The 18,481-nt window shown below is 57.7% G+C and carries 20 protein-coding genes; 16 read left to right on the top strand and 4 right to left on the bottom strand.

Going from position 1 to position 18,481, the window contains the following annotated elements:
• The first annotated feature begins 20 nt into the window (after positions 1-20).
• From ugpQ to ASE07_RS22155, 8 genes are all read left to right on the top strand, one after another.
• The gene (gene ugpQ / locus ASE07_RS22190; RefSeq protein WP_057293001.1) at positions 21-779 is read left to right on the top strand and encodes a glycerophosphodiester phosphodiesterase; all 759 of its coding nucleotides are present in this window, start codon (positions 21-23) and stop codon (positions 777-779) included.
• A 185-nt stretch (positions 780-964) separates the two neighbouring features.
• Positions 965-3,592, top strand: a complete 2,628-nt coding sequence (gene alaS, locus ASE07_RS22185) for an alanine--tRNA ligase (protein WP_057293000.1) — start codon at positions 965-967, stop codon at positions 3,590-3,592.
• A gap of 29 nt (positions 3,593-3,621) precedes the next feature.
• Entirely contained in the window at positions 3,622-4,137 is a 516-nt protein-coding gene (locus ASE07_RS22180; RefSeq protein WP_057292999.1) for an NUDIX domain-containing protein, read from the top strand.
• 148 nt (positions 4,138-4,285) lie between these two features.
• On the top strand, positions 4,286-4,513 hold the full coding sequence (locus ASE07_RS22175) for a sulfurtransferase TusA family protein (RefSeq protein WP_057292998.1): 228 nt from the start codon (positions 4,286-4,288) through the stop codon (positions 4,511-4,513).
• Between the two features lie 260 nt (positions 4,514-4,773).
• Positions 4,774-5,622 carry an electron transfer flavoprotein subunit beta/FixA family protein gene (locus ASE07_RS22170; RefSeq protein WP_057292997.1) on the top strand — a complete coding sequence of 283 codons (849 nt, stop codon included), beginning with the start codon at positions 4,774-4,776 and terminating at the stop codon, positions 5,620-5,622.
• A 48-nt stretch (positions 5,623-5,670) separates the two neighbouring features.
• The gene (locus ASE07_RS22165; RefSeq protein ID WP_057292996.1) at positions 5,671-6,582 is read left to right on the top strand and encodes an electron transfer flavoprotein subunit alpha/FixB family protein; all 912 of its coding nucleotides are present in this window, start codon (positions 5,671-5,673) and stop codon (positions 6,580-6,582) included.
• Positions 6,583-6,737: 155 nt separating this feature from the next.
• Positions 6,738-8,528, top strand: a complete 1,791-nt coding sequence (locus tag ASE07_RS22160; RefSeq protein ID WP_057292995.1) for an acyl-CoA dehydrogenase — start codon at positions 6,738-6,740, stop codon at positions 8,526-8,528.
• Positions 8,529-8,681: 153 nt separating this feature from the next.
• On the top strand, positions 8,682-9,119 hold the full coding sequence (locus tag ASE07_RS22155; RefSeq protein WP_057292994.1) for a DUF4864 domain-containing protein: 438 nt from the start codon (positions 8,682-8,684) through the stop codon (positions 9,117-9,119).
• 101 nt (positions 9,120-9,220) lie between these two features.
• On the opposite strand, the gene ASE07_RS22150 is transcribed toward ASE07_RS22155, so the two are convergent.
• Both ASE07_RS22150 and ASE07_RS22145 read right to left on the bottom strand, forming a co-directional pair.
• On the bottom strand, positions 9,221-9,643 hold the full coding sequence (locus tag ASE07_RS22150) for a hypothetical protein (RefSeq protein WP_057292993.1): 423 nt from the start codon (positions 9,641-9,643) through the stop codon (positions 9,221-9,223).
• Positions 9,640-11,052 carry an ammonium transporter gene (locus ASE07_RS22145; protein ID WP_442946117.1) on the bottom strand — a complete coding sequence of 471 codons (1,413 nt, stop codon included), beginning with the start codon at positions 11,050-11,052 and terminating at the stop codon, positions 9,640-9,642. The genes ASE07_RS22150 and ASE07_RS22145 overlap by 4 nt, the downstream gene beginning before the upstream one ends.
• A 435-nt stretch (positions 11,053-11,487) precedes the next feature.
• Here ASE07_RS22145 and ASE07_RS22140 point away from each other — a divergent pair, with 435 nt between their 5' ends.
• Positions 11,488-11,706: a DUF1059 domain-containing protein gene (locus tag ASE07_RS22140; RefSeq protein WP_057292992.1), complete on the top strand. Its 219-nt coding sequence runs from the start codon at positions 11,488-11,490 to the stop codon at positions 11,704-11,706.
• Positions 11,707-11,716: 10 nt separating this feature from the next.
• On the opposite strand, the gene ASE07_RS22135 is transcribed toward ASE07_RS22140, so the two are convergent.
• A complete protein-coding gene (locus ASE07_RS22135) occupies positions 11,717-12,067 on the bottom strand; it encodes an NINE protein (protein ID WP_057292991.1) in 351 nt (116 codons plus the stop codon).
• A gap of 234 nt (positions 12,068-12,301) precedes the next feature.
• Here ASE07_RS22135 and rpsP point away from each other — a divergent pair, with 234 nt between their 5' ends.
• The 7 genes from rpsP to ASE07_RS22100 all read left to right on the top strand — a co-directional run bounded on the left by rpsP (position 12,302) and on the right by ASE07_RS22100 (position 17,389).
• Positions 12,302-12,556 carry a 30S ribosomal protein S16 gene (gene rpsP, locus ASE07_RS22130; RefSeq protein WP_057292990.1) on the top strand — a complete coding sequence of 85 codons (255 nt, stop codon included), beginning with the start codon at positions 12,302-12,304 and terminating at the stop codon, positions 12,554-12,556.
• Positions 12,557-13,108: a ribosome maturation factor RimM gene (rimM, locus tag ASE07_RS22125; protein WP_057292989.1), complete on the top strand. Its 552-nt coding sequence runs from the start codon at positions 12,557-12,559 to the stop codon at positions 13,106-13,108. It begins immediately after the preceding gene.
• 68 nt (positions 13,109-13,176) lie between these two features.
• Positions 13,177-13,926 (top strand): tRNA (guanosine(37)-N1)-methyltransferase TrmD, encoded by a 750-nt coding sequence (gene trmD, locus ASE07_RS22120; RefSeq protein WP_057292988.1) that lies wholly within the window; start codon positions 13,177-13,179, stop codon positions 13,924-13,926.
• A 122-nt stretch (positions 13,927-14,048) separates the two neighbouring features.
• Positions 14,049-14,435: a 50S ribosomal protein L19 gene (gene rplS / locus ASE07_RS22115; protein WP_057292987.1), complete on the top strand. Its 387-nt coding sequence runs from the start codon at positions 14,049-14,051 to the stop codon at positions 14,433-14,435.
• Between the two features lie 402 nt (positions 14,436-14,837).
• Entirely contained in the window at positions 14,838-15,509 is a 672-nt protein-coding gene (locus ASE07_RS22110; RefSeq protein WP_057292986.1) for a CoA pyrophosphatase, read from the top strand.
• 82 nt (positions 15,510-15,591) lie between these two features.
• On the top strand, positions 15,592-16,548 hold the full coding sequence (locus ASE07_RS22105; protein ID WP_057292985.1) for a CobD/CbiB family protein: 957 nt from the start codon (positions 15,592-15,594) through the stop codon (positions 16,546-16,548).
• A gap of 505 nt (positions 16,549-17,053) precedes the next feature.
• Positions 17,054-17,389, top strand: a complete 336-nt coding sequence (locus tag ASE07_RS22100; RefSeq protein ID WP_057292984.1) for a DUF3579 domain-containing protein — start codon at positions 17,054-17,056, stop codon at positions 17,387-17,389.
• Between the two features lie 59 nt (positions 17,390-17,448).
• Here the strand turns inward: ASE07_RS22100 and ASE07_RS22095 are convergent, their stop codons facing one another.
• A complete protein-coding gene (locus ASE07_RS22095) occupies positions 17,449-18,078 on the bottom strand; it encodes a hypothetical protein (protein ID WP_057292983.1) in 630 nt (209 codons plus the stop codon).
• Positions 18,079-18,481: the final 403 nt, after the last annotated feature.

Raw genomic sequence — 18,481 nt, 5'->3', positions numbered from 1 at the left:
TCCAAGACATAGATCAAGCCATGTGGTTTTATCCAAAAATCGTTGCCCACCGCGGCGGCGGCACTCTTGCCCCCGAGAATACCCTTGCCGGAATGCGCTGCGGGCTGGCACACGGATTCCGTGCCGTCGAATTCGACGTCATGCTGTCTGCAGATAATATACCGGTCCTGATGCATGACCCGCAGTTCGGCCGTACAGTTCCCGGGCATGGGCAGGTCGCGATGACGACGGCAGCCGAACTGGCTGGAATGGACGCGGGTTCCTGGCGTGGTCCAGAGTTCGCTGGCGAGCCTGTGCCAAAGTACGAACAGGTTGTGGCTTTCTGCAAGGAAAATGGCATCTGGATGAACGTGGAAATCAAGCCGTCTCCCGGCTTCGAAGCGATCACTGGGGCAGTGGTGGCGGAAACGACAAGAAAACTGTTTGCACAGGAACTTGCCGCGGGCGCCGCACCGTCGGAATTACCGTTGTTCTCGTCATTTTCGTTCGACGCGCTTGCAGCGGCGCAGGATACCGCGCCCGATATTCCCCGGGGCTTCCTGCTGGATATTTTGCCGCCGGACTGGCTCGACAAACTGCGCAGCCTTGATGCCGTCGCCCTGCATACAAATCACAAAAAACTTACTCCCGACCAGGCGCGCGCCATCAAGGAAGCCGGTTATGGGTTGTTTTGCTATACCGTCAATGAACCGGAGCGCGCACGGGAAATCCTGACATGGGGCGTCGACGCGTTTTGCACCGACCGGCTCGATCTGATCGGACCGGATTTCGCTGCATAATCAAGCACTTCCGATCGTCGGCGCATTTGCCGGCACTATCCGGGCCGGGTCGCCGATCCCGTGCCAATGCCTTTGCGCAGCGTCTTTTTCCGTTGCGTTTCGCGTATCATTCCACCCCGGCTTCACCAAGGGGATATCACGTATAATCAACGGTTTGCAAGCTTAACCCCTAGTCGCCACCGAACATGAAATCGTCTGAAATCCGCGAAAAATTCCTGAAGTATTTCGAATCCAAGGGCCATACCATCGTTGCGTCCAGCCCGGTGGTGCCTGGGGATGACCCGACACTGCTGTTTACCAATGCTGGCATGAACCAGTTCAAGGATGTCTTCCTGGGCTTCGACAAGCGTCCGTACACCCGTGCGACGACATCGCAGAAGTGCATCCGCGCAGGCGGCAAGCACAATGACCTGGAAAACGTCGGCTACACCGCGCGTCACCACACCTTCTTTGAAATGCTGGGCAATTTCAGCTTTGGCGATTATTTCAAGCACGACGCGATCCAGTTTGCCTGGGAATTGCTGACCGACGTGTTCAAGTTGCCGAAGGAAAAACTCTGGGTCACCGTCTACGCGGAAGACGACGAAGCTTACGAAATCTGGAACAAGACCGTCGGCGTGCCGGCGGAACGCATCGTGCGCATCGGCGACAACAAGGGTGCGCGCTATGCGTCCGACAACTTCTGGATGATGGGGGACACCGGTCCCTGCGGTCCGTGTACCGAGATCTTTTACGATCACGGTCCCGAAATCCCCGGCGATCCGCCTGGTTCGCCCGATGAAGACGGCGACCGTTACATCGAGATCTGGAACAACGTGTTCATGCAATTCAACCGCGACGAAGCGGGCGTCATGCACAAGCTGCCCAAGCCCAGCGTCGATACCGGCATGGGCCTTGAGCGCATCACCGCGGTGCTGCAGCATGTCCACGGCAATTACGAGATCGATACCTTCGTCAACCTGCTGGCAGCCGCGAAGAAGGCCGTCGATGCCGCTGGCGCCGGTGACTGCGACAAGGATTCGCCGTCGCTGAAAGTCATTGCCGACCATATCCGTGCCTGTACCTTTACGATCGTCGACGGCGTCATCCCGAGCAACGCCGGTCGCGGTTATGTGCTGCGCCGCATCGCCCGCCGTGCGATCCGTCATGGCTACAAGCTGGGCGCACGCAAGCCGTTCTTCTATTCGCTGGTCCCGGCGCTGGTCGCCGAAATGGGCGACGCCTACCCGGAACTGCGCCAGAATGAAAAGCGCGCGACCGAAGTGCTCAAGCAGGAAGAAGATGCGTTCTTCCGCACCATCGCCAACGGCATGGAAATCCTTGAGCGCGCGCTTGCTTCAGGCGCCAGGCAGATCGATGGCGATACCGCATTCAAGCTGCACGACACCTACGGCTTCCCGGTCGACCTGACTGCCGACGTTTGCCGCGAGCGTGGCGTCACAGTGGACGAAGACCGCTTCAACGCACTGCTCGATGAACAACGTCAGCGCGCACGCGAAGCCGGCAAGTTCAAGATGGCGCAAGGCCTGGAGTACAGCGGCAACCCGACCACTTTCCATGGCTACGAAAAGCTGATCCACGAAACGGCGACAGTGACGGCAATCTACGTCGACGGCACGGCGGTCAATGAAGCGAACTCCGGCGACGACGCCGTCGTGGTGCTCGACCATACACCGTTCTACGCAGAGAGCGGCGGCCAGGTTGGCGACACCGGTGAACTGCGCAACGCTGCGTCACGCTTCCTGGTTGAAGATACCCTGAAGATCCAGGCTGCTGTTTTCGGTCACCATGGCCGCATCGTCGAAGGCACGATCAAGGTCGGCGACGTCGTCAATGCCAAGGTCGACGCCGAGAAACGCGCCAGGACCATTCGTAACCACAGCGCGACCCACCTGATGCACAAGGCGCTGCGCGAAGTGCTGGGCGCACATGTGCAGCAGAAAGGTTCGCTGGTCAATGCCGAGCGTACACGTTTCGACTTTGCGCATAACGGCCCGATGACACAAGAGCAGATCCGCAAGGTCGAAGCCATCGTCAACGCCGAGATTCTCGCCAATCATCCGACCCAGGCGCGCGTCATGCCGATCGAAGAAGCGCAGAAATCCGGCGCCATGATGCTGTTCGGCGAAAAGTATGGCGATGAAGTCCGCGTACTCGACATCGGTTCAAGCCGCGAACTGTGCGGCGGCACCCACGTGCAGAGCACTGGCGACATCGGCCTGTTCAAGGTCGTCGCCGAAGGCGGTGTCGCAGCGGGCGTCCGTCGTATCGAGGCAGTGACCGGCGAGAATGCGCTGGCTTACCTGCAGTCGCTGGAAACGACCGTCAACAATGTGGCGGGTACGCTCAAGGCGACGCCTGCTGAAATCAATGCACGTGTCAGCAGCGTACTCGAACAGGTCCGCACACTGGAAAAGGAACTCGCCGCGCTCAAGGGCAAGCTGGCTTCCAGCCAGGGCGACGAACTGGTTGGCAAGGCGGTCGATATCAATGGCCTCAAGGTGCTGGCAGCAACGCTGAACGGCGCCGACGTGCCGGCGCTGCGCGAGACCATGGACAAGCTCAAGGACAAGCTGAAGTCGGCGGCCATCGTGCTGGCGGCGGTCAATGACGGCAAGGTCAGCCTGATTGCCGGCGTCACCGCGGATGCCACCTCCAAGGTCAAGGCTGGCGAACTGGTCAACTTTGTCGCTCAGCAGGTGGGCGGCAAGGGCGGCGGCCGCGCCGACATGGCGCAGGCTGGCGGTACCGATCCAAGCGGCTTGCCCAAGGCGCTCGACGGCGTTGCCGCCTGGGTACGCGAACGCGCATAAGGACGCACTTACTAGGACTAGGAGCTCGCATGGATTACCAATATTGTCCGATTTGCGCCGCGCCGCTGATCCAGCGCGCGGATACCGGCGAAGGCGGCAAGGTTCGCCTTGCCTGTCCTGACGGACATTGGACGCATTGGGACAATCCGCTCCCCGTATTGGCCGCCCTGGTCGAAGTCGAAGGTCGTATCCTGCTGGCGCGCAACGCAGCTTGGCCGGAGAAAATGTTTGCCCTGATCACCGGATTCATGGAGCGGGGCGAGACGCCGGAGCAGGGCGTTGCCCGCGAACTCAAGGAAGAAACCAACCTGGACGCCGATGAGATCACCCTTATCGGCGTCTACGAGTTCGTCCGCAAGAATGAACTCATTATTGCCTACCATGTGAAGGCGTCGGGCGACATCCGCCTGTCCGAAGAACTGGTCGATTACCGCCTCGTCGCACCCGAAAAGCTCCGTCCCTGGCGTGCCGGTACCGGCTACGCGATGGCCGACTGGATGCGGGCTCGCGGTTTGCCCGTCGAATTTCTGGACTGGGCTTCTTAACCCGCTCGATCTGCTCGAACTAAACAGATTCCATAAACCCTGGAAGCCGCGCAATTTCCGTGTGGCTTGCTGCGACGCACCAAGCTTCCCATATTTAGGGTAGAATTTTTGCTACTTCCCAATCCCTGTCTTCCCTCGAGAAAGCAACATGGAATTCCAGAAAGAGCTTGACGCTCGCGGCCTGAACTGTCCGCTGCCCATCCTGAAGGCAAAGAAAGCGCTGGCGGAAATGGCCAGTGGCGAGATCTTGCGTGTCACGGCAACCGATCCCGGTTCAGTGCGCGATTTCCAGGCTTTTGCCCGCCAGACGGGCAACGAACTCGTTAGCCACAGCGAGGACAACAAGGAATTCACCTTCTTTATGAAGCGCAAATAGTCTAATCTGTCCTGATTCGGCGCAGGTTGTGCCACATTGATTGCGCTATTCTCATCAGCTTGTACAAGGCGCGGCCATGCTTCCGCAAAGCAATACGCCGTAAGCTTCCCTCCGCCTTTTTGGATTTTTGCTGTGAATTAGGGCATACTGTCTACCAATTAATAGAACGGTCGTGCTAAATTCTGCATCCAGTCCAGTTCTCTTTATAATCACGGTTTGGTTTACGTTAACGTCAATTGTTTATTTACAAAGGCACAGCTATGAAAGTTTTGGTTCCAGTCAAGCGCGTGGTGGACTACAACGTCAAGGTCCGCGTGAAATCCGACGGCAGCGGCGTGGACATCGCCAACGTCAAGATGTCGATGAATCCGTTCGACGAGATCGCCGTTGAAGAAGCGACCCGCCTGAAAGAAGGCGGCAAGGTCACCGAAGTCATCGCTGTGTCCTGCGGCGTAACGCAATGCCAGGAAACTCTGCGCACCGCGATGGCGATTGGCGCCGACCGCGGCATCCTGGTCGAAACCGATGTCGAACTGCAGCCGCTGGCTGTCGCCAAGCTGCTCAAGGCGGTCGCCGACAAGGAGCAGCCGCAGCTCATCATCCTGGGCAAGCAGGCGATTGACGACGACTGCAACCAGACCGGCCAGATGCTGGCGGCGCTGCTGGGTTGGGGCCAGGCGACGCAGCCGCAGCTCATCATCCTGGGCAAGCAGGCGATTGACGACGACTGCAACCAGACCGGCCAGATGCTGGCGGCGCTGCTGGGTTGGGGCCAGGCGACCTTTGCCTCCAAGGTCACCCTGGAAGACGGCAAGGCAACCGTGACGCGTGAAGTCGACGGCGGCCTGGAAACTCTGGCGCTGCCACTGCCGGCGATCGTCACGACCGACCTGCGTCTGAACGAACCGCGCTATGTGACCCTGCCCAATATCATGAAGGCCAAGAAGAAGCCGCTGGAAACCCTCAAGCCGGCCGATATCGGTGTGGACGTCACCCCGCGCCTGAAGACCCTGAAAGTGTCCGAGCCGCCGAAGCGTTCGGCCGGCATCATGGTCAAGAGCGTCGACGAGCTGGTGTCCAAGCTCAGGAACGAAGCCAAAGTCATCTAAGCCTCATCCAAGCCGTTTGCGCCTTTACCTTATTCAGATCAGGAAACCATCAAACACGACAACGCTTCGCTCAAGGGAAGCACCCTCAACACCATTACTGCTGCCGCCCAGTGCGGCGGCGACGTCCACGTGCTCGTGGCCGGTTCCAACGGCGGCGGCGCTGCCGAAGCCGCTTCCAAGATCGCTGGCGTGACCAAGGTCCTGGTCGCCGATGCACCGTATTTCGCTGAAGGCCTGGCCGAGAACGTCGCTGAACAGGCGCTCGCCATTGCTTCCGCGTACTCGCACATCCTGGCCCCGGCGACTGCCTACGGCAAGAACATCCTGCCGCGCGTGGCCGCCAAGCTCGACGTCGGCCAGGTGTCCGAAATCACCAGGGTGGTCTCCGCTGACACCTTCGAGCGTCCGTTCTACGCCGGTAACGCCATTGCCACCGTGCAGTCGGCTGACCCGGTCAAGGTCATCACCGTCCGTACCACCGGCTTCGATGCGGCAGCCACCGGCGGTAACGCCGCAGTGGAAACCATCACCGCAGCGCCGGATGCCGGCAAGTCCGCCTTCGTCTCGCGCGAAGTGGCCAAGTCCGACCGCCCTGAACTGACCGCCGCCAAGGTGATCGTTTCCGGCGGTCGTGGCATGGGTTCCGGCGACAACTTCAAGATCCTCGAACCGCTGGCTGACAAGCTCGGTGCAGCGATGGGTGCTTCGCGTGCGGCGGTTGACGCCGGCTTCGTGCCCAACGACTGGCAGGTTGGCCAGACCGGCAAGATCGTGGCGCCGCAGCTGTACATCGCGGTCGGCATCTCCGGTGCGATCCAGCATCTGGCCGGGATGAAGGATTCGAAGACCATCGTTGCCATCAACAAGGATCCGGAAGCACCGATCTTCTCGGTGGCCGATTACGGCATCGTGGGCGACCTGTTCGAACTCGTGCCACAACTGGTCAACGAACTGGGTTAAACCGCAGCACAGCAGGGATGGCAGCGTGCCGTCCCTGCGAAAGAAATTGATGAAAATACCGGGCAGATGTGCCGGGTTTGTCGCGAAGCTGACAGGAATTCTCCGCAAGCTTCGTCATACTGCCCGCCATCCTGCCCTTCTTTTTGGAGACTGAAATGAGCTACGTCGCCCCGTTGAAAGACATGCTGTTCGTGATCAACGAACTCGCGGGCCTGTCCGAAGTGAATGCCTTGCCCGGCTGTGAAGATGCGAGTCCGGAAACCGTGGAAGCGGTGCTGGAAGAAAACGCAAAGTTTTGCAGCGAGGTAGTCGCACCGCTTAACGTTATCGGCGATAAAGAGCCCAGTTTCTGGAAAGACGGCAACGTCACTACCACCAAGGGCTTCAAGGAAGCATTCAAGGCCTTTGGTGAAGCCGGCTGGCAGGGCGTGCAGCATCCGGTCGAGTTCGGCGGCCAGGGCTTGCCCAAGCTCGTGGCAACGCCTTGCATTGAAATGCTCAACTCCGCCAATCTGTCGTTCGCCCTGTGCCCGCTGTTGACTGACGGTGCGATCGAGGCGCTGATGACTGCCGGTACCGACGAGCAAAAGAAGCTCTACCTGGAAAACCTGATTTCCGGCAAATGGACAGGCACCATGAACCTGACCGAGCCGCAAGCCGGTTCCGACCTGGCCCTGGTGCGTACCCGCGCCGTGCCGCAGGGCGACGGCACCTTCAAGATTTCCGGCACCAAGATTTTCATCACCTATGGCGAACACGACATGGCCGAGAACATCGTCCATCTCGTACTGGCACGTACGCCGAATGCGCCGGAAGGCGTGAAGGGCATTTCGCTATTCATCGTACCGAAGTTTCTGGTCAATGCCGATGGCTCGCTGGGCGAGCGCAACGACGTGCATTGCGTCTCCATCGAACACAAACTGGGTATCAAGGCCAGCCCGACCGCGGTGCTGCAATTTGGCGATCATGGTGGTGCGATCGGCACCCTGGTCGGCGAAGAAAACCGCGGCCTCGAGTACATGTTCATCATGATGAATGCCGCGCGCTTTGCGGTCGGCATGCAGGGCGTCGGCCTGGCCGAGCGCGCCTACCAGAAGGCTGTGCAATACGCACGTGATCGCGTGCAATCGCGCGATCTCGCCGGTTCCAGCGGTCCGGTGGCAATCATCCATCATCCGGATGTGCGCCGCATGCTGATGTCGATGCGTGCACAGACTGAAGCGTCACGCGCGTTGTCCTACGTCACCGCGGCAGCCCATGATGCCGCCCATCATCATTCTGATGACGCTGTGCGCAAGACCAACCAGGCTTTCTACGAGTTCATGGTGCCCATCGTCAAGGGATGGTCGACGGAACTGTCGATCGACGTTGCCTCCAATGGCGTGCAGGTCCATGGTGGCATGGGCTTCATCGAAGAAACCGGCGCCGCTCAGTATTACCGTGACGCACGCATCCTGCCAATCTATGAAGGCACGACCGCAATCCAGGCAAACGACCTGATCGGCCGCAAGACGGTGCGCGATGGCGGTGCGACCGCCAAGGCAATCCTGTCCCAGGTACGCCGTACCGAGGAAGAATTGTCGGCCTGCACCTCGGGCGACCTGGCCGCTATCCGCAATCAGCTGGCAGCCGGTTCCAAGGCACTGGAAGAGGTTGTCAATTATGTCGTCGGCAACATGAAAGGCGACATCAAGGGTGTGTTTGCCGGCAGTGTGCCGTACCTGAAAATGGCGGGTGTCGTTCTCGGCGGCTGGCAGATGGCACGCGCCGCACTGATTGCCCAGCGCAAGCTGGACGCCGGTGAGGGCGATGCAAAGTTTTATCAGGCCAAGATTGCTACCGCACGTTTCTTCGCCGACCACTTCCTGGCACAGGCCGCCGGTTATCGTGCCGCAATTGTCGATGGCAGCGCGGGCGTCATGGCATTGGCGGAAGAGCAGTTCTGACAACGACGTACTGCGCGGTTTGATGTAGCGCTAGAAGGCAGCCCGCGGGCTGCCTTTATTGTTTGTAAACCGTGAACTCTCGGCACTTTTGCAACTCTGCCTCCATATCGGGTAATCAATTGTGCAATTGTAGTTTCTGATCGGGAGGCGATCATGAAACGGTTGTTGGCTACGGCAACCCTGCTTATCGGACTTGCTGGTCCCTGGTGGACCAGCGCTATGGCGGTCGACGCCATCACCACGGCGGATGCGATAGCCATCCATGACGCCGTACAGCTTCAGCTTGAAGCCCTCGCTAATGACGACGCGGACCGCGCGTTCGAACTCGCCAGCCCGGAAAAGCGCATGTTGATCGGCAGTCCCGACAGGTTCCTGCGATTGATCAAGGAGCAGTACAACCCAATATACCGCTACGAGCGCGCGATTTTTTCCAGTGCCGAAGTCATCGACGGCAACGCGATCCAGATCGTCCGGGTCACGGACGAAAACAGCAAGGTGTGGATAGCCGTCTTCTGGATGCAGGAAGGTGAAGACAGCCGCTGGAAGATCGACGGCTGTCAGTTGCTGGAAACAACCAGCGTCTCCATCTGAGCGTCAAGTGTCGACTATTGACTGTCGACCGATGCTGTTTATAAAAATTTGACAGCAGGCTGCATTACGTGTGAAGGCGTGTGTGCCCTGCATTGCCCGCCTCAGCGCAGTCTGCCGATATACGCCTTGTCCAAGGCTGCATCGCCGGCGGTAGCGGTCGACACGGCTGGAATGGATGCCGCAGGAAGCTGAGCGGTCATGCTGACAGCTTCCTCGCTCTTTGCAGTCGCTTCTCTTTGTGCCGCCAGGTTGGAGAGCAGCGGTGCCTTTGGCGGTATGCGGACAAATAAGCCTTCGGCGCCGAAAAATACCTGCTCCAGCTTCGTGCAAATCTGCGGCAGATCTTCATGGTCCATGCCAGATGCAAGCTGCAATACATACCGACAATAAGCAGGGTCAAGCCGCATGTATTCGATATCGGTCACGCGGCCATTGTGCCGTCGCAGGATCACATGCAAGCGGCTCATCAATGCAAAGGCCTGGCTTTCCAGCGCAGCAAGCGTCACTTCCTGTAGCGCGCTCATACGACGTGCTCTCCATGCTGTTGCAGGTCCAGACCATCGCGTTCCTGCTCAGGTGTCAGGCGCAGGCCGACGAGCAGATTGACTACCGCAAGGATCGCCGCACTCATGAGCGCCGAGTACACTACCGTTACGATAACGCCAAAGGCTTGCGTGCCGATATTGCCTTCCACACCGCCAATATTTTTTACCGCGAACACGCCGGTCAGCAGCGCTCCCAGGATGCCGGCGATTGCATGGACGCCAAAGACATCAAGCGAGTCGTCATAGCCGAACATGGACTTAAGCGATGTTGCACCCCAGTAGCACACCATGCCACCCAGGGCGCCGATGGCGAGTGCGCCACCGGTCGACACGTAACCGGATGCTGGTGTGATAGCAACCAAGCCGGCAACTGCACCCGATACCATGCCCAGAACAGAGGGCTTGCCGCGTCGCAACCATTCCACCGACATCCAGCCAAGTGCAGCTGCGGCGGTCGCGACCTGAGTGACCAGCATCGCCATGCCTGCGCGGCCATCAGCTGCGCCCGCAGATCCGGCATTGAAGCCAAACCAGCCCACCCACAGCATTGAGGCGCCTACGACAGTCAATACCAGGTTGTGTGGCGGCATTGGCTCCTTGCCGAAGCCCGCTCTTGGGCCCACCATGATGGCGGCAACAAGCCCCGAAATGCCGGCGTTGATATGCACGACCGTGCCACCCGCAAAATCAAGCACACCTTTTGCCGCCAGCCAGCCGCCCGGTTCCCATACCCAGTGTGCAATTGGCGCATAGACCACCAACGACCAGATCGTTATGAACAACACCAGAGCCGAAAACTTCATGCGTTCTGCAAATGCGCCCGCGATCAAGGCCGGTGTGATGATGGCGAAGGTTAACTGAAACATCATGAACACGCTTTCCGGTACCGTTGGCGCCAGTTCGTGTACCGTCAGTTTTCCACTGTCCTTCACATATTCGAGGCCTTCCAGCAGGACACGTGTTGCGCCGCCAAGGAAAGGTGAGCCAGGTGTGAAGGCAAGACTGTAGCCAACCAATACCCACAAAACGGTGACGATACAGACAGTAATGAAGCTATGGGCCATCGTTCCCAAGGCATTCTTTTTGCGCACCATGCCGGTATAAAACAGGGCTAGTCCGGGTATGGTCATCAGCAGAACCAATGCAGTAGAGGTCAGCATCCAGGCCGTATCCCCGGCGCTGATTGTGCTGCTATCGACCAAAGTGGGACGGGTAAGGGGTGCGGCCGCCATCGGTAGAGGCGTTGGGGCAAGGGCGAGTCCTGCGGACGGCGCGCTGTCGCGGGCCGATGTGTCTGCCACAGCCGCCGATTCAGCCGGTGCCGATGACACCTGGTCGGTTTGCTGCGCGACTGCCGGCAACATAATGAAAACAATTACCAGCTGCATCAGGAAACGCAGCGCAAAATGCGGAATTTGCTTCATATGAACCCCCGGAATAGTTTGGTGGAGTACTCGTTGCCGCAACGACATGGTTCCGCGCAGCATGTTTTGTGCCATGCAGCATTTCAATAAAAACATGCTTGCTTTGCACAAAATCCGGTAATTTGCTCGTACGCTGCACCATAGATGACAGTAGGGATGCGTCATCACGACGCATTTTTGAGCGATGCCCCAAAGCGGGCGTCAAATATTGCGAGGCAAAACCAGGATTAATGCGATGGATGAGGGCCGGGAAGCCGGAGAAACTTGATGTGGCGCCCGCGCCCGCCTATAACGAAGCGTGCCGCCAATTTCATAGGTAATACACGACCGGACTTCTAGGCTGCACAGGCCACTGGAAACATCAGTGTCGACCTACTTCTCCTGCAGGAGGTAAGCATCATGGGACGCAAATTTATCGACTGTCGCGAATTTCCAAGCGATAGCGGCTGCTCGGTCGCCATATCGGCCGATTCCGATCAAGAATTGCTGGAAGCAGCAGTGCAACACGCGGTCAGCGTGCACAAGCATGAGGACAGTCCGGAATTCCGCCAGCAGCTGAAATCCCTGTTCAAGGAAGGCACGCCACCTGTCGAGCGGCCAACCGCTCACATGCTGTAATCCGGGCCGTTCAGCCGTAGGCGCCGCCTGTGAATAACAGGTCGAAGGTGCGAGCGATTGCCGCGATCAGGGCAATCGCTCCACCGGCAAAGGTAATCACCACAAGAATGATCACCAGCCAGCCCGAATCGGACTGCCGTCCAGAACCGGCATTGTGTTGAACATCCCATTTTTCATCAGGGGTGAGCCCGATAACGAGTGCCGCGATAAAGCCAGCAAATATCGATAGCGGAAACAGCACTACGTGAAGCCAAGCCAGCTTGTCTTTTTTTCCATAAAGATAGAATCGGTGTGCGCCAATACCACCAAAGACTGATGCGAGAAAAGTGGCAAGTGTTTTGTTCTTGTGTGTAACGTTCATGTAATGTCAGCTTGCCGGCATGCGCGCCGGGCAAGTCATTTTATAGTGCAGTTCAATCCGGCGCCCTTGGAGTCCATGGCGCGGCATAGCGACAATCGGCCGCCGCGTAGTGTGCATGAGACCGTCCCCCAAAGCAACGCCGGACGGCAAATGCTTCTAAACTTGCCGGCACATCGAAAACTGGGCTATAATTCCCGGCTTTTTCCGCCCTCGAACAATTTTTGGAAGCAAATTATGGTCGTTATTCGTTTATCTCGTGCCGGTGCCAAAGGGCGCCCGTTTTTCAACATCGTTGCAACCGACTCGCGTAATCGTCGTGACGGCCGTTTCATCGAGCGTCTCGGTTTCTACAATCCGGTAGCATCGGGCAAGGATGAGGCTTTCCGCATCACTCAGGATCGCTTGGCTTACTGGCAAGGTGCTGGCGCGCAACTGTCCCCGACCGTTGCCCGTCTGGTAAAAGCTGCTGGCAGCAAGGTCGCCGCTTAATTGTCAGTGAAACCTGCTTCGGGGATATCAGTCCCTGATGATCTGGTGCTGGTGGGTCATGTGACCGGCGCCTATGGAATTCAAGGCTGGATCAGGATCAGGCCTTATTCGTCGGATGCGGACGCAATGCTGCATGCAAGGACATGGTGGCTAGACAAGCCGGTCCTCCGTGACGTCGACATGATGCAGGCAAAGATCCATGGCGAAGATGTCGTTGCCCAGTTGATGGGGGTGGCGGACCGTAATGCGGCAGAAGCGCTCAAGGGCGCGACCGTCCAGGTACGTCGAAGTCATTTCCCGGTCCTGTCGGACGATGAGTTTTACTGGATCGATCTGATTGGTCTGGAAGTCGAGAACCTTCAGGGCGAGCCCCTGGGCAAGGTTGCCGATCTGATGGACAACGGTGCGCATCCCATCCTGAAAGTGACCGCCGCTTCGGCAGCCGAAGGTGAAAAGCCGAAGGAATGGCTGATTCCCTTTGTCGAGCAGTTTGTCAAAACGGTTGATCAGGCTGGCAAGAAGATCACAGTAGACTGGGGTCTGGACTTCTGATGCCTGACGCTGGACGACCGCATGGCGACATGCAGACTGCTTCAGAAAAAAGTTGAGGATGAGCAGAGATGCAATTTGATGTCGTCACGCTCTTTCCCGACATGTTTGCTGCGATAACGCAGTCCGGCATTACCCGTCGCGCGTTTGAACAAAAGCGATGCAGTCTGTCGCTCTGGAATCCGCGTGATTTCACGACTGATAATTACCGTACTATCGACGATCGCCCGTATGGCGGCGGCCCTGGCATGGTGATGTTGGCAAAGCCTCTTGAGGCTGCGATTGGGGCGGCTAAAGATCGGCAGGCGGAGCAAGGCTTGCCAAAGCCGCGAGTCGTCTACCTGTCGCCGCAGGGAAGGGCGCTGACGCATGAGCGTGTGATGCAGTTGACGTCAGAACCTGGTTTGATCTTATTGTGCGGACGTTATGAAGCAGTCGACCAGCGTCTTCTCGATCGCTGCGTAGACGAGGAAATCAGCCTTGGTGATTTTGTGCTGTCCGGTGGCGAGCTACCTGCGATGGCCTTGATGGATGCAGTGATCCGGCAGTTGCCGGGGGTTCTGAACGACGATGTGTCGGCTGTTGAAGACAGCTTTGTCAATGGCTTGCTTGACTGCCCGCATTACACGCGGCCGGAGGTTTACGAGGGTGTCGCAGTCCCTCCGGTGCTGATGGGTGGCCATCATGCCGAAATCGAGAAGTGGCGCCGTGAACAAGCCTTGCTGGCAACATCAAAAAAGCGGCCCGACCTGATCTTGAAGGCGCGGGCGGCTGGTTTGCTGACGCGGGCCGATGAAAAGTTTTTAAGCAGTGTGCAGTAGCAGGTATGCAGTAGAAGTATCGAGCGGACGATGTCTGTCCGCATGTTTAACCCCATCCTCTACCGGGCAAATTTTCTGTGTACAAGCACATGCGCCGGCAAGATGGTATCAGGAGCTAACAAATGGACTTGATCCAGAAACTCGAGCAAGAAGAAATCGCCCGCCTGGGCAAAAACATCCCTGACTTCGCACCGGGTGACACCGTCGTCGTCAACGTCAATGTGGTTGAAGGCACTCGCAAGCGTGCACAGGCTTACGAAGGCGTCGTCATTTCGCGTCGCAATCGCGGCCTGAACTCCAACTTCATCGTGCGTAAGATTTCGTCCGGCGAAGGCGTGGAACGTACCTTCCAGCTGTATTCTCCGTTGATCGCTTCGATCGAAGTCAAGCGTCGTGGTGATGTGCGTCGTGCGAAGCTGTACTACCTGCGTGAGCGTTCCGGTAAGTCGGCACGTATCAAGGAAAAGCTGCCAAACCGTCGCGTTGCTGCTACCCAAGCTGCAGAGTAATTGCGGATCTGTAGGCAGAAGGGCACCGTATGGTGCCCTTTTTCATTTCCGGCCCGCCACATGAGATCCGGCGGTATTCAAGGATTTCATCGTGGTGTACGGAGAATCGGGTCGACCTGGCGTGCAGGACAAGGCGCGCGAAGTGCCGTGTGGCGGGCCACACAAGCGACAAGCAACGCGGTCCTGCGCGTCAAGGCGGGTCGAGGCGACAGTACACACGATGAATCCGCTCTAGAGCGCTTTCGTCCTGGCTGGGCCAGACAGCGTGTCAGGCATTGACGGTGCGTCAGGAGGGAAGTGCGCGAATACATAGGATAAACAGCCATCGCGTAAAACCATTGGCATGCCAAAGTCACTCATAGAGATCAATGCTCTTGTAGATTCCGCCAGAGGAAAACGAATTTGTCCAAATTGTTATTTGACCCTGAATCACTGCCCGTTGATGCAGTGGCCGGCGAACCGCCGATCCCATCTGAGCGCCTGACTGCCCACTGGTTGCGCCAGCGCTTTGCGCACCCGCCACCTTGGATACGTGAAGAATTCGATGAGCGCCATCTGCGCAGGCTGACCGGTGAGCCGGTGATGGCCTCGGTGCTGATGCCCCTGGTGGCGCACGAGTCCGGGCTTACCATGCTACTGACTCAACGTACCGCACACCTGCATGATCACGCCGGTCAGGTTAGTTTACCTGGCGGCCGTGTTGATGCGGTCGACACATCGGCGATTGAAACGGCCCTGCGTGAGACCGAGGAAGAGGTTGGCCTGCATCGCCGTCATATTGAAGTGCTCGGCACCTTGCCTGATTATTTTACCGGCACCGGCTTTCGTGTCACTCCTGTGGTTGCCTTGGTTCGGCCTCCATTCGACCTGTTGGCAGACCCGTTCGAGGTTGCAGAGATCTTCGAGGTGCCAATGGCCTTCTTGATGGATGGCAGGAATCATCAGCTCCGCACCTATGAGGTTCCCGAAGTAGGCGGGAAACGTACCTTCTATACAATGCCCTATGAACGGTTCTTCATCTGGGGCGCAACGGCCGGCATGCTGCGCAACTTGTTTCATTTCCTCCGCGCCTGAAATACTTCGGTGAGCGGACGAAGTTTGATTAAGGTCTTGCGCTGCGTTATCGTAGCGGCTGTGTGATTAACAAGGCAGGACAATGACCTTTCTTTCCATTCTTTTCGCGTTGCTGTTCGAGCAATTCAAACCACTGCGCGCGGATAATCCCATGTATGCGGCCATCAAGCAGCTTGCCGCCCGTATGGAGGCTACGTTTAACGCTGGCCAGGAGAGGCATGGTCGCATGGCATGGATAGTAACCATGCTCCTGATGCTGATACCAACGGCGCTGATCTACTGGATATGTCTCAGGATCAACCCTCTGGCTGCTTTGTTGTGGAACATCCTTATCGTTTATCTAACGCTCGGCTTTCGCCATTACAGTCACTACTTCACGTCGATTCAACTGGCGCTCAATAGCGGCGATGAGGCCACGGCCCGTCGGCTGCTCGCAGAATGGACCAAGCAAGACACCACGACGATGAGTGTTGCGGAAGTCTCGCGCGTCGCTGTCGAAAAAGCCCTGATCACCACGCATCGCAACGTCTTCGGCGTGTTTTTCTGGTTTGCGATGCCGCTGGGGCCCGCAGGCGCGGTGCTGTATCGCGTGTCGGAATACCTGGCACGTGCCTGGAATGAACCTGAGCATTTGAAGAATGAGGCGTTCGGCCGGTTTGCGACCAAAGCCTTCTATTGCATCGACTGGGTCCCCGCGCGGCTCACCGCGATTGCATTCGCGATCGTCGGTAATTTTGAAGATGCCATTTATGCATGGCGCAATTTTGCCCATCGTTGGCCCGATGAAGCGATTGGGATCATACTGTCCGCTGGCGGCGGCGCCATGGGTCTACGATTGGGCACCGCTTTTGAAACGGCGTCCAGTGTGCCGACTGCCGATGCGACAACCGTGGATTCCATCAGCGTCGAACCGGAAATTCCACCCGGCGAGGAGGCGACGGTGCGCGCATTGCAGAGTACCGTCGGTCTGGTATGGCGTGCTTTGTTGCTGTGGATGCTGCTGCTTTTGCTCCTGTCCTTCGCGGTATGGCTCGGTTAATCGACAAAACATTCTCGGCGCCAATGACCGTCCGGTAGTGCTCTCGCGTATTAACTTAAGTATCATCCGGACCCGTCATCACATGAAGGCCATTCCATAGCTCTGGATAGAACAAACCGAAGTCATTGGCAAAGTATTCGCGTGCTGTCTTCGCCACTCATATTCTGAAGGCGAAATTGCAAATAGTCGAAACCGTAGCGGCACATACCCGTCTTATACCAATCCTGACCCAAAACTTAACAGGGGATCGCGTCTTTTTGCACTTTTACCTTGCCAATAAAACGCCTTCGATTCCATTTGTTACGGCAGGGCAAGATTGCTATTCCCTCTTGCATATTTCACATTGCGAAATATTGTTTCGCACCAAGTCTTCTATAAGATATAATATGCAAGAATTATGAAAGCCTGATGCTGCATAATGGCATCACACCAAACGGCTGTTTGCGCGTCTACCCGCTGCGCAGCCAGCAACAGCTAGCAACTGCTGAGAAGGCAAGCCGCACACATGGCCGAATTCAAAAAATCCACGATTGTCGCTCGCGAATTCTTCATCCAGGGCATCACCAGCGATGGCCGACAGTTTCGTCCCAGCGACTGGGCTGAACGCCTGTGCGGCGTCATGTCCTGCTTCCGTCCCGAAGGCTCCGGCGGACCCAATGCGCACTTGGGCTATTCCCCCTATGTCCGTCCCACCGTGCTGGCCGGGGTAAAGTCTGTCGTTGTGAACGAGCAACTACGAGAAATTGAACCACTTGCTTATCATTTCGTCGTCAATTTTGCCAAGGATAATGACCTGCAAATAGTCGACGCCTGCCTGCTGCCCGATGCCAAGACGCCCTGATCGGCGCGCCAGGTGGTCCCCAACTGGCACTCATCGAACACTCGGCATTAACGATATAGTCAGTGCGAATGCGCCCTGATGCCCAAGGGCTGTGCATATCGATAACACGCAGCGGCAGTGACGCCAAAGCCAAGATGCGCGACCGCAGCCGCCGTATCGCGGCTCGCAACAAACCAGGGAAAGACACCCGTAAACCCGCCCATATTCAGGATGAACAGCAACAGGCCGGAAATGGTTCCCAAGCCCACCGCTGCTGTCATCTTCATTCGATTGACCAAGGCTGCGATCGCGAGCCCATACGTCGCCGACAGGACGAAATGCAAAATACCCGCTACCAGCATGATGAACAGGTCGAAGGTGGCGGGCGGCGGCAGGACACGCGGACCGAGCACGATCGCTGCTGCGAAACGGCTGTCCCGCAGCAGCATGTCCCAGACAGGGTAGGACAGGCCCAGCCATATTCCCATCTGCAGAAAGGTCGAGGAGACGCCGGCCGCGCAACCAGCGCCGACTGCGGCGGCAATATCGAACGGTGGCGCCCTTCCTGAACGCAGGGGAGGCAGTTCGTCTGTGCGCTCATTCAGCAAGCGCGCGTCAAGATGGTGCGCCAAGCCTTCCGCGCCCTGTCGCAGGATCGCCTTGTAGCGGCGCAGAAAAAACCAGCGTGCGACCGGGGCTGCAATATTCATCCACCATCGCCGCGTAGTGAATTGCCATTCATGGTGAATGCTTGTCACGGTGTCCGCTTCTACAACAGACAAGCGGACCGCTCCCCTGAGTTCCCCATCGAGTAATCCCGTCAGGCACCCCCTCAATTCACATTGGGCCGAATCCATGGACAATGACAACGATGCGCTGGGCCACCAGGATTTCCTGTTTGCATCGGAAAGGGCCTGTATCACTGGCTGTGCGGTTGCCTCAATCAGCCATGTCGCAGAAAGCCGGTAGTCAGCCATACTCTATCGCGGGCAAAGGTTACGAAAAAGCCATAAAGCGAATAAACGTAAAACGCTCATATTTCCCAGCAGGTGTGACATTGTTGGAAGGCTACGACGCTCGCCGAATACCCGATTCACTGAAGTGAAAGGAAAA

Source organism: Noviherbaspirillum sp. Root189 (assembly GCF_001428545.1).
GTDB lineage: Bacteria > Pseudomonadota > Gammaproteobacteria > Burkholderiales > Burkholderiaceae_D > Noviherbaspirillum.
This window is presented reverse-complemented; position numbering and strand designations above follow the sequence as displayed.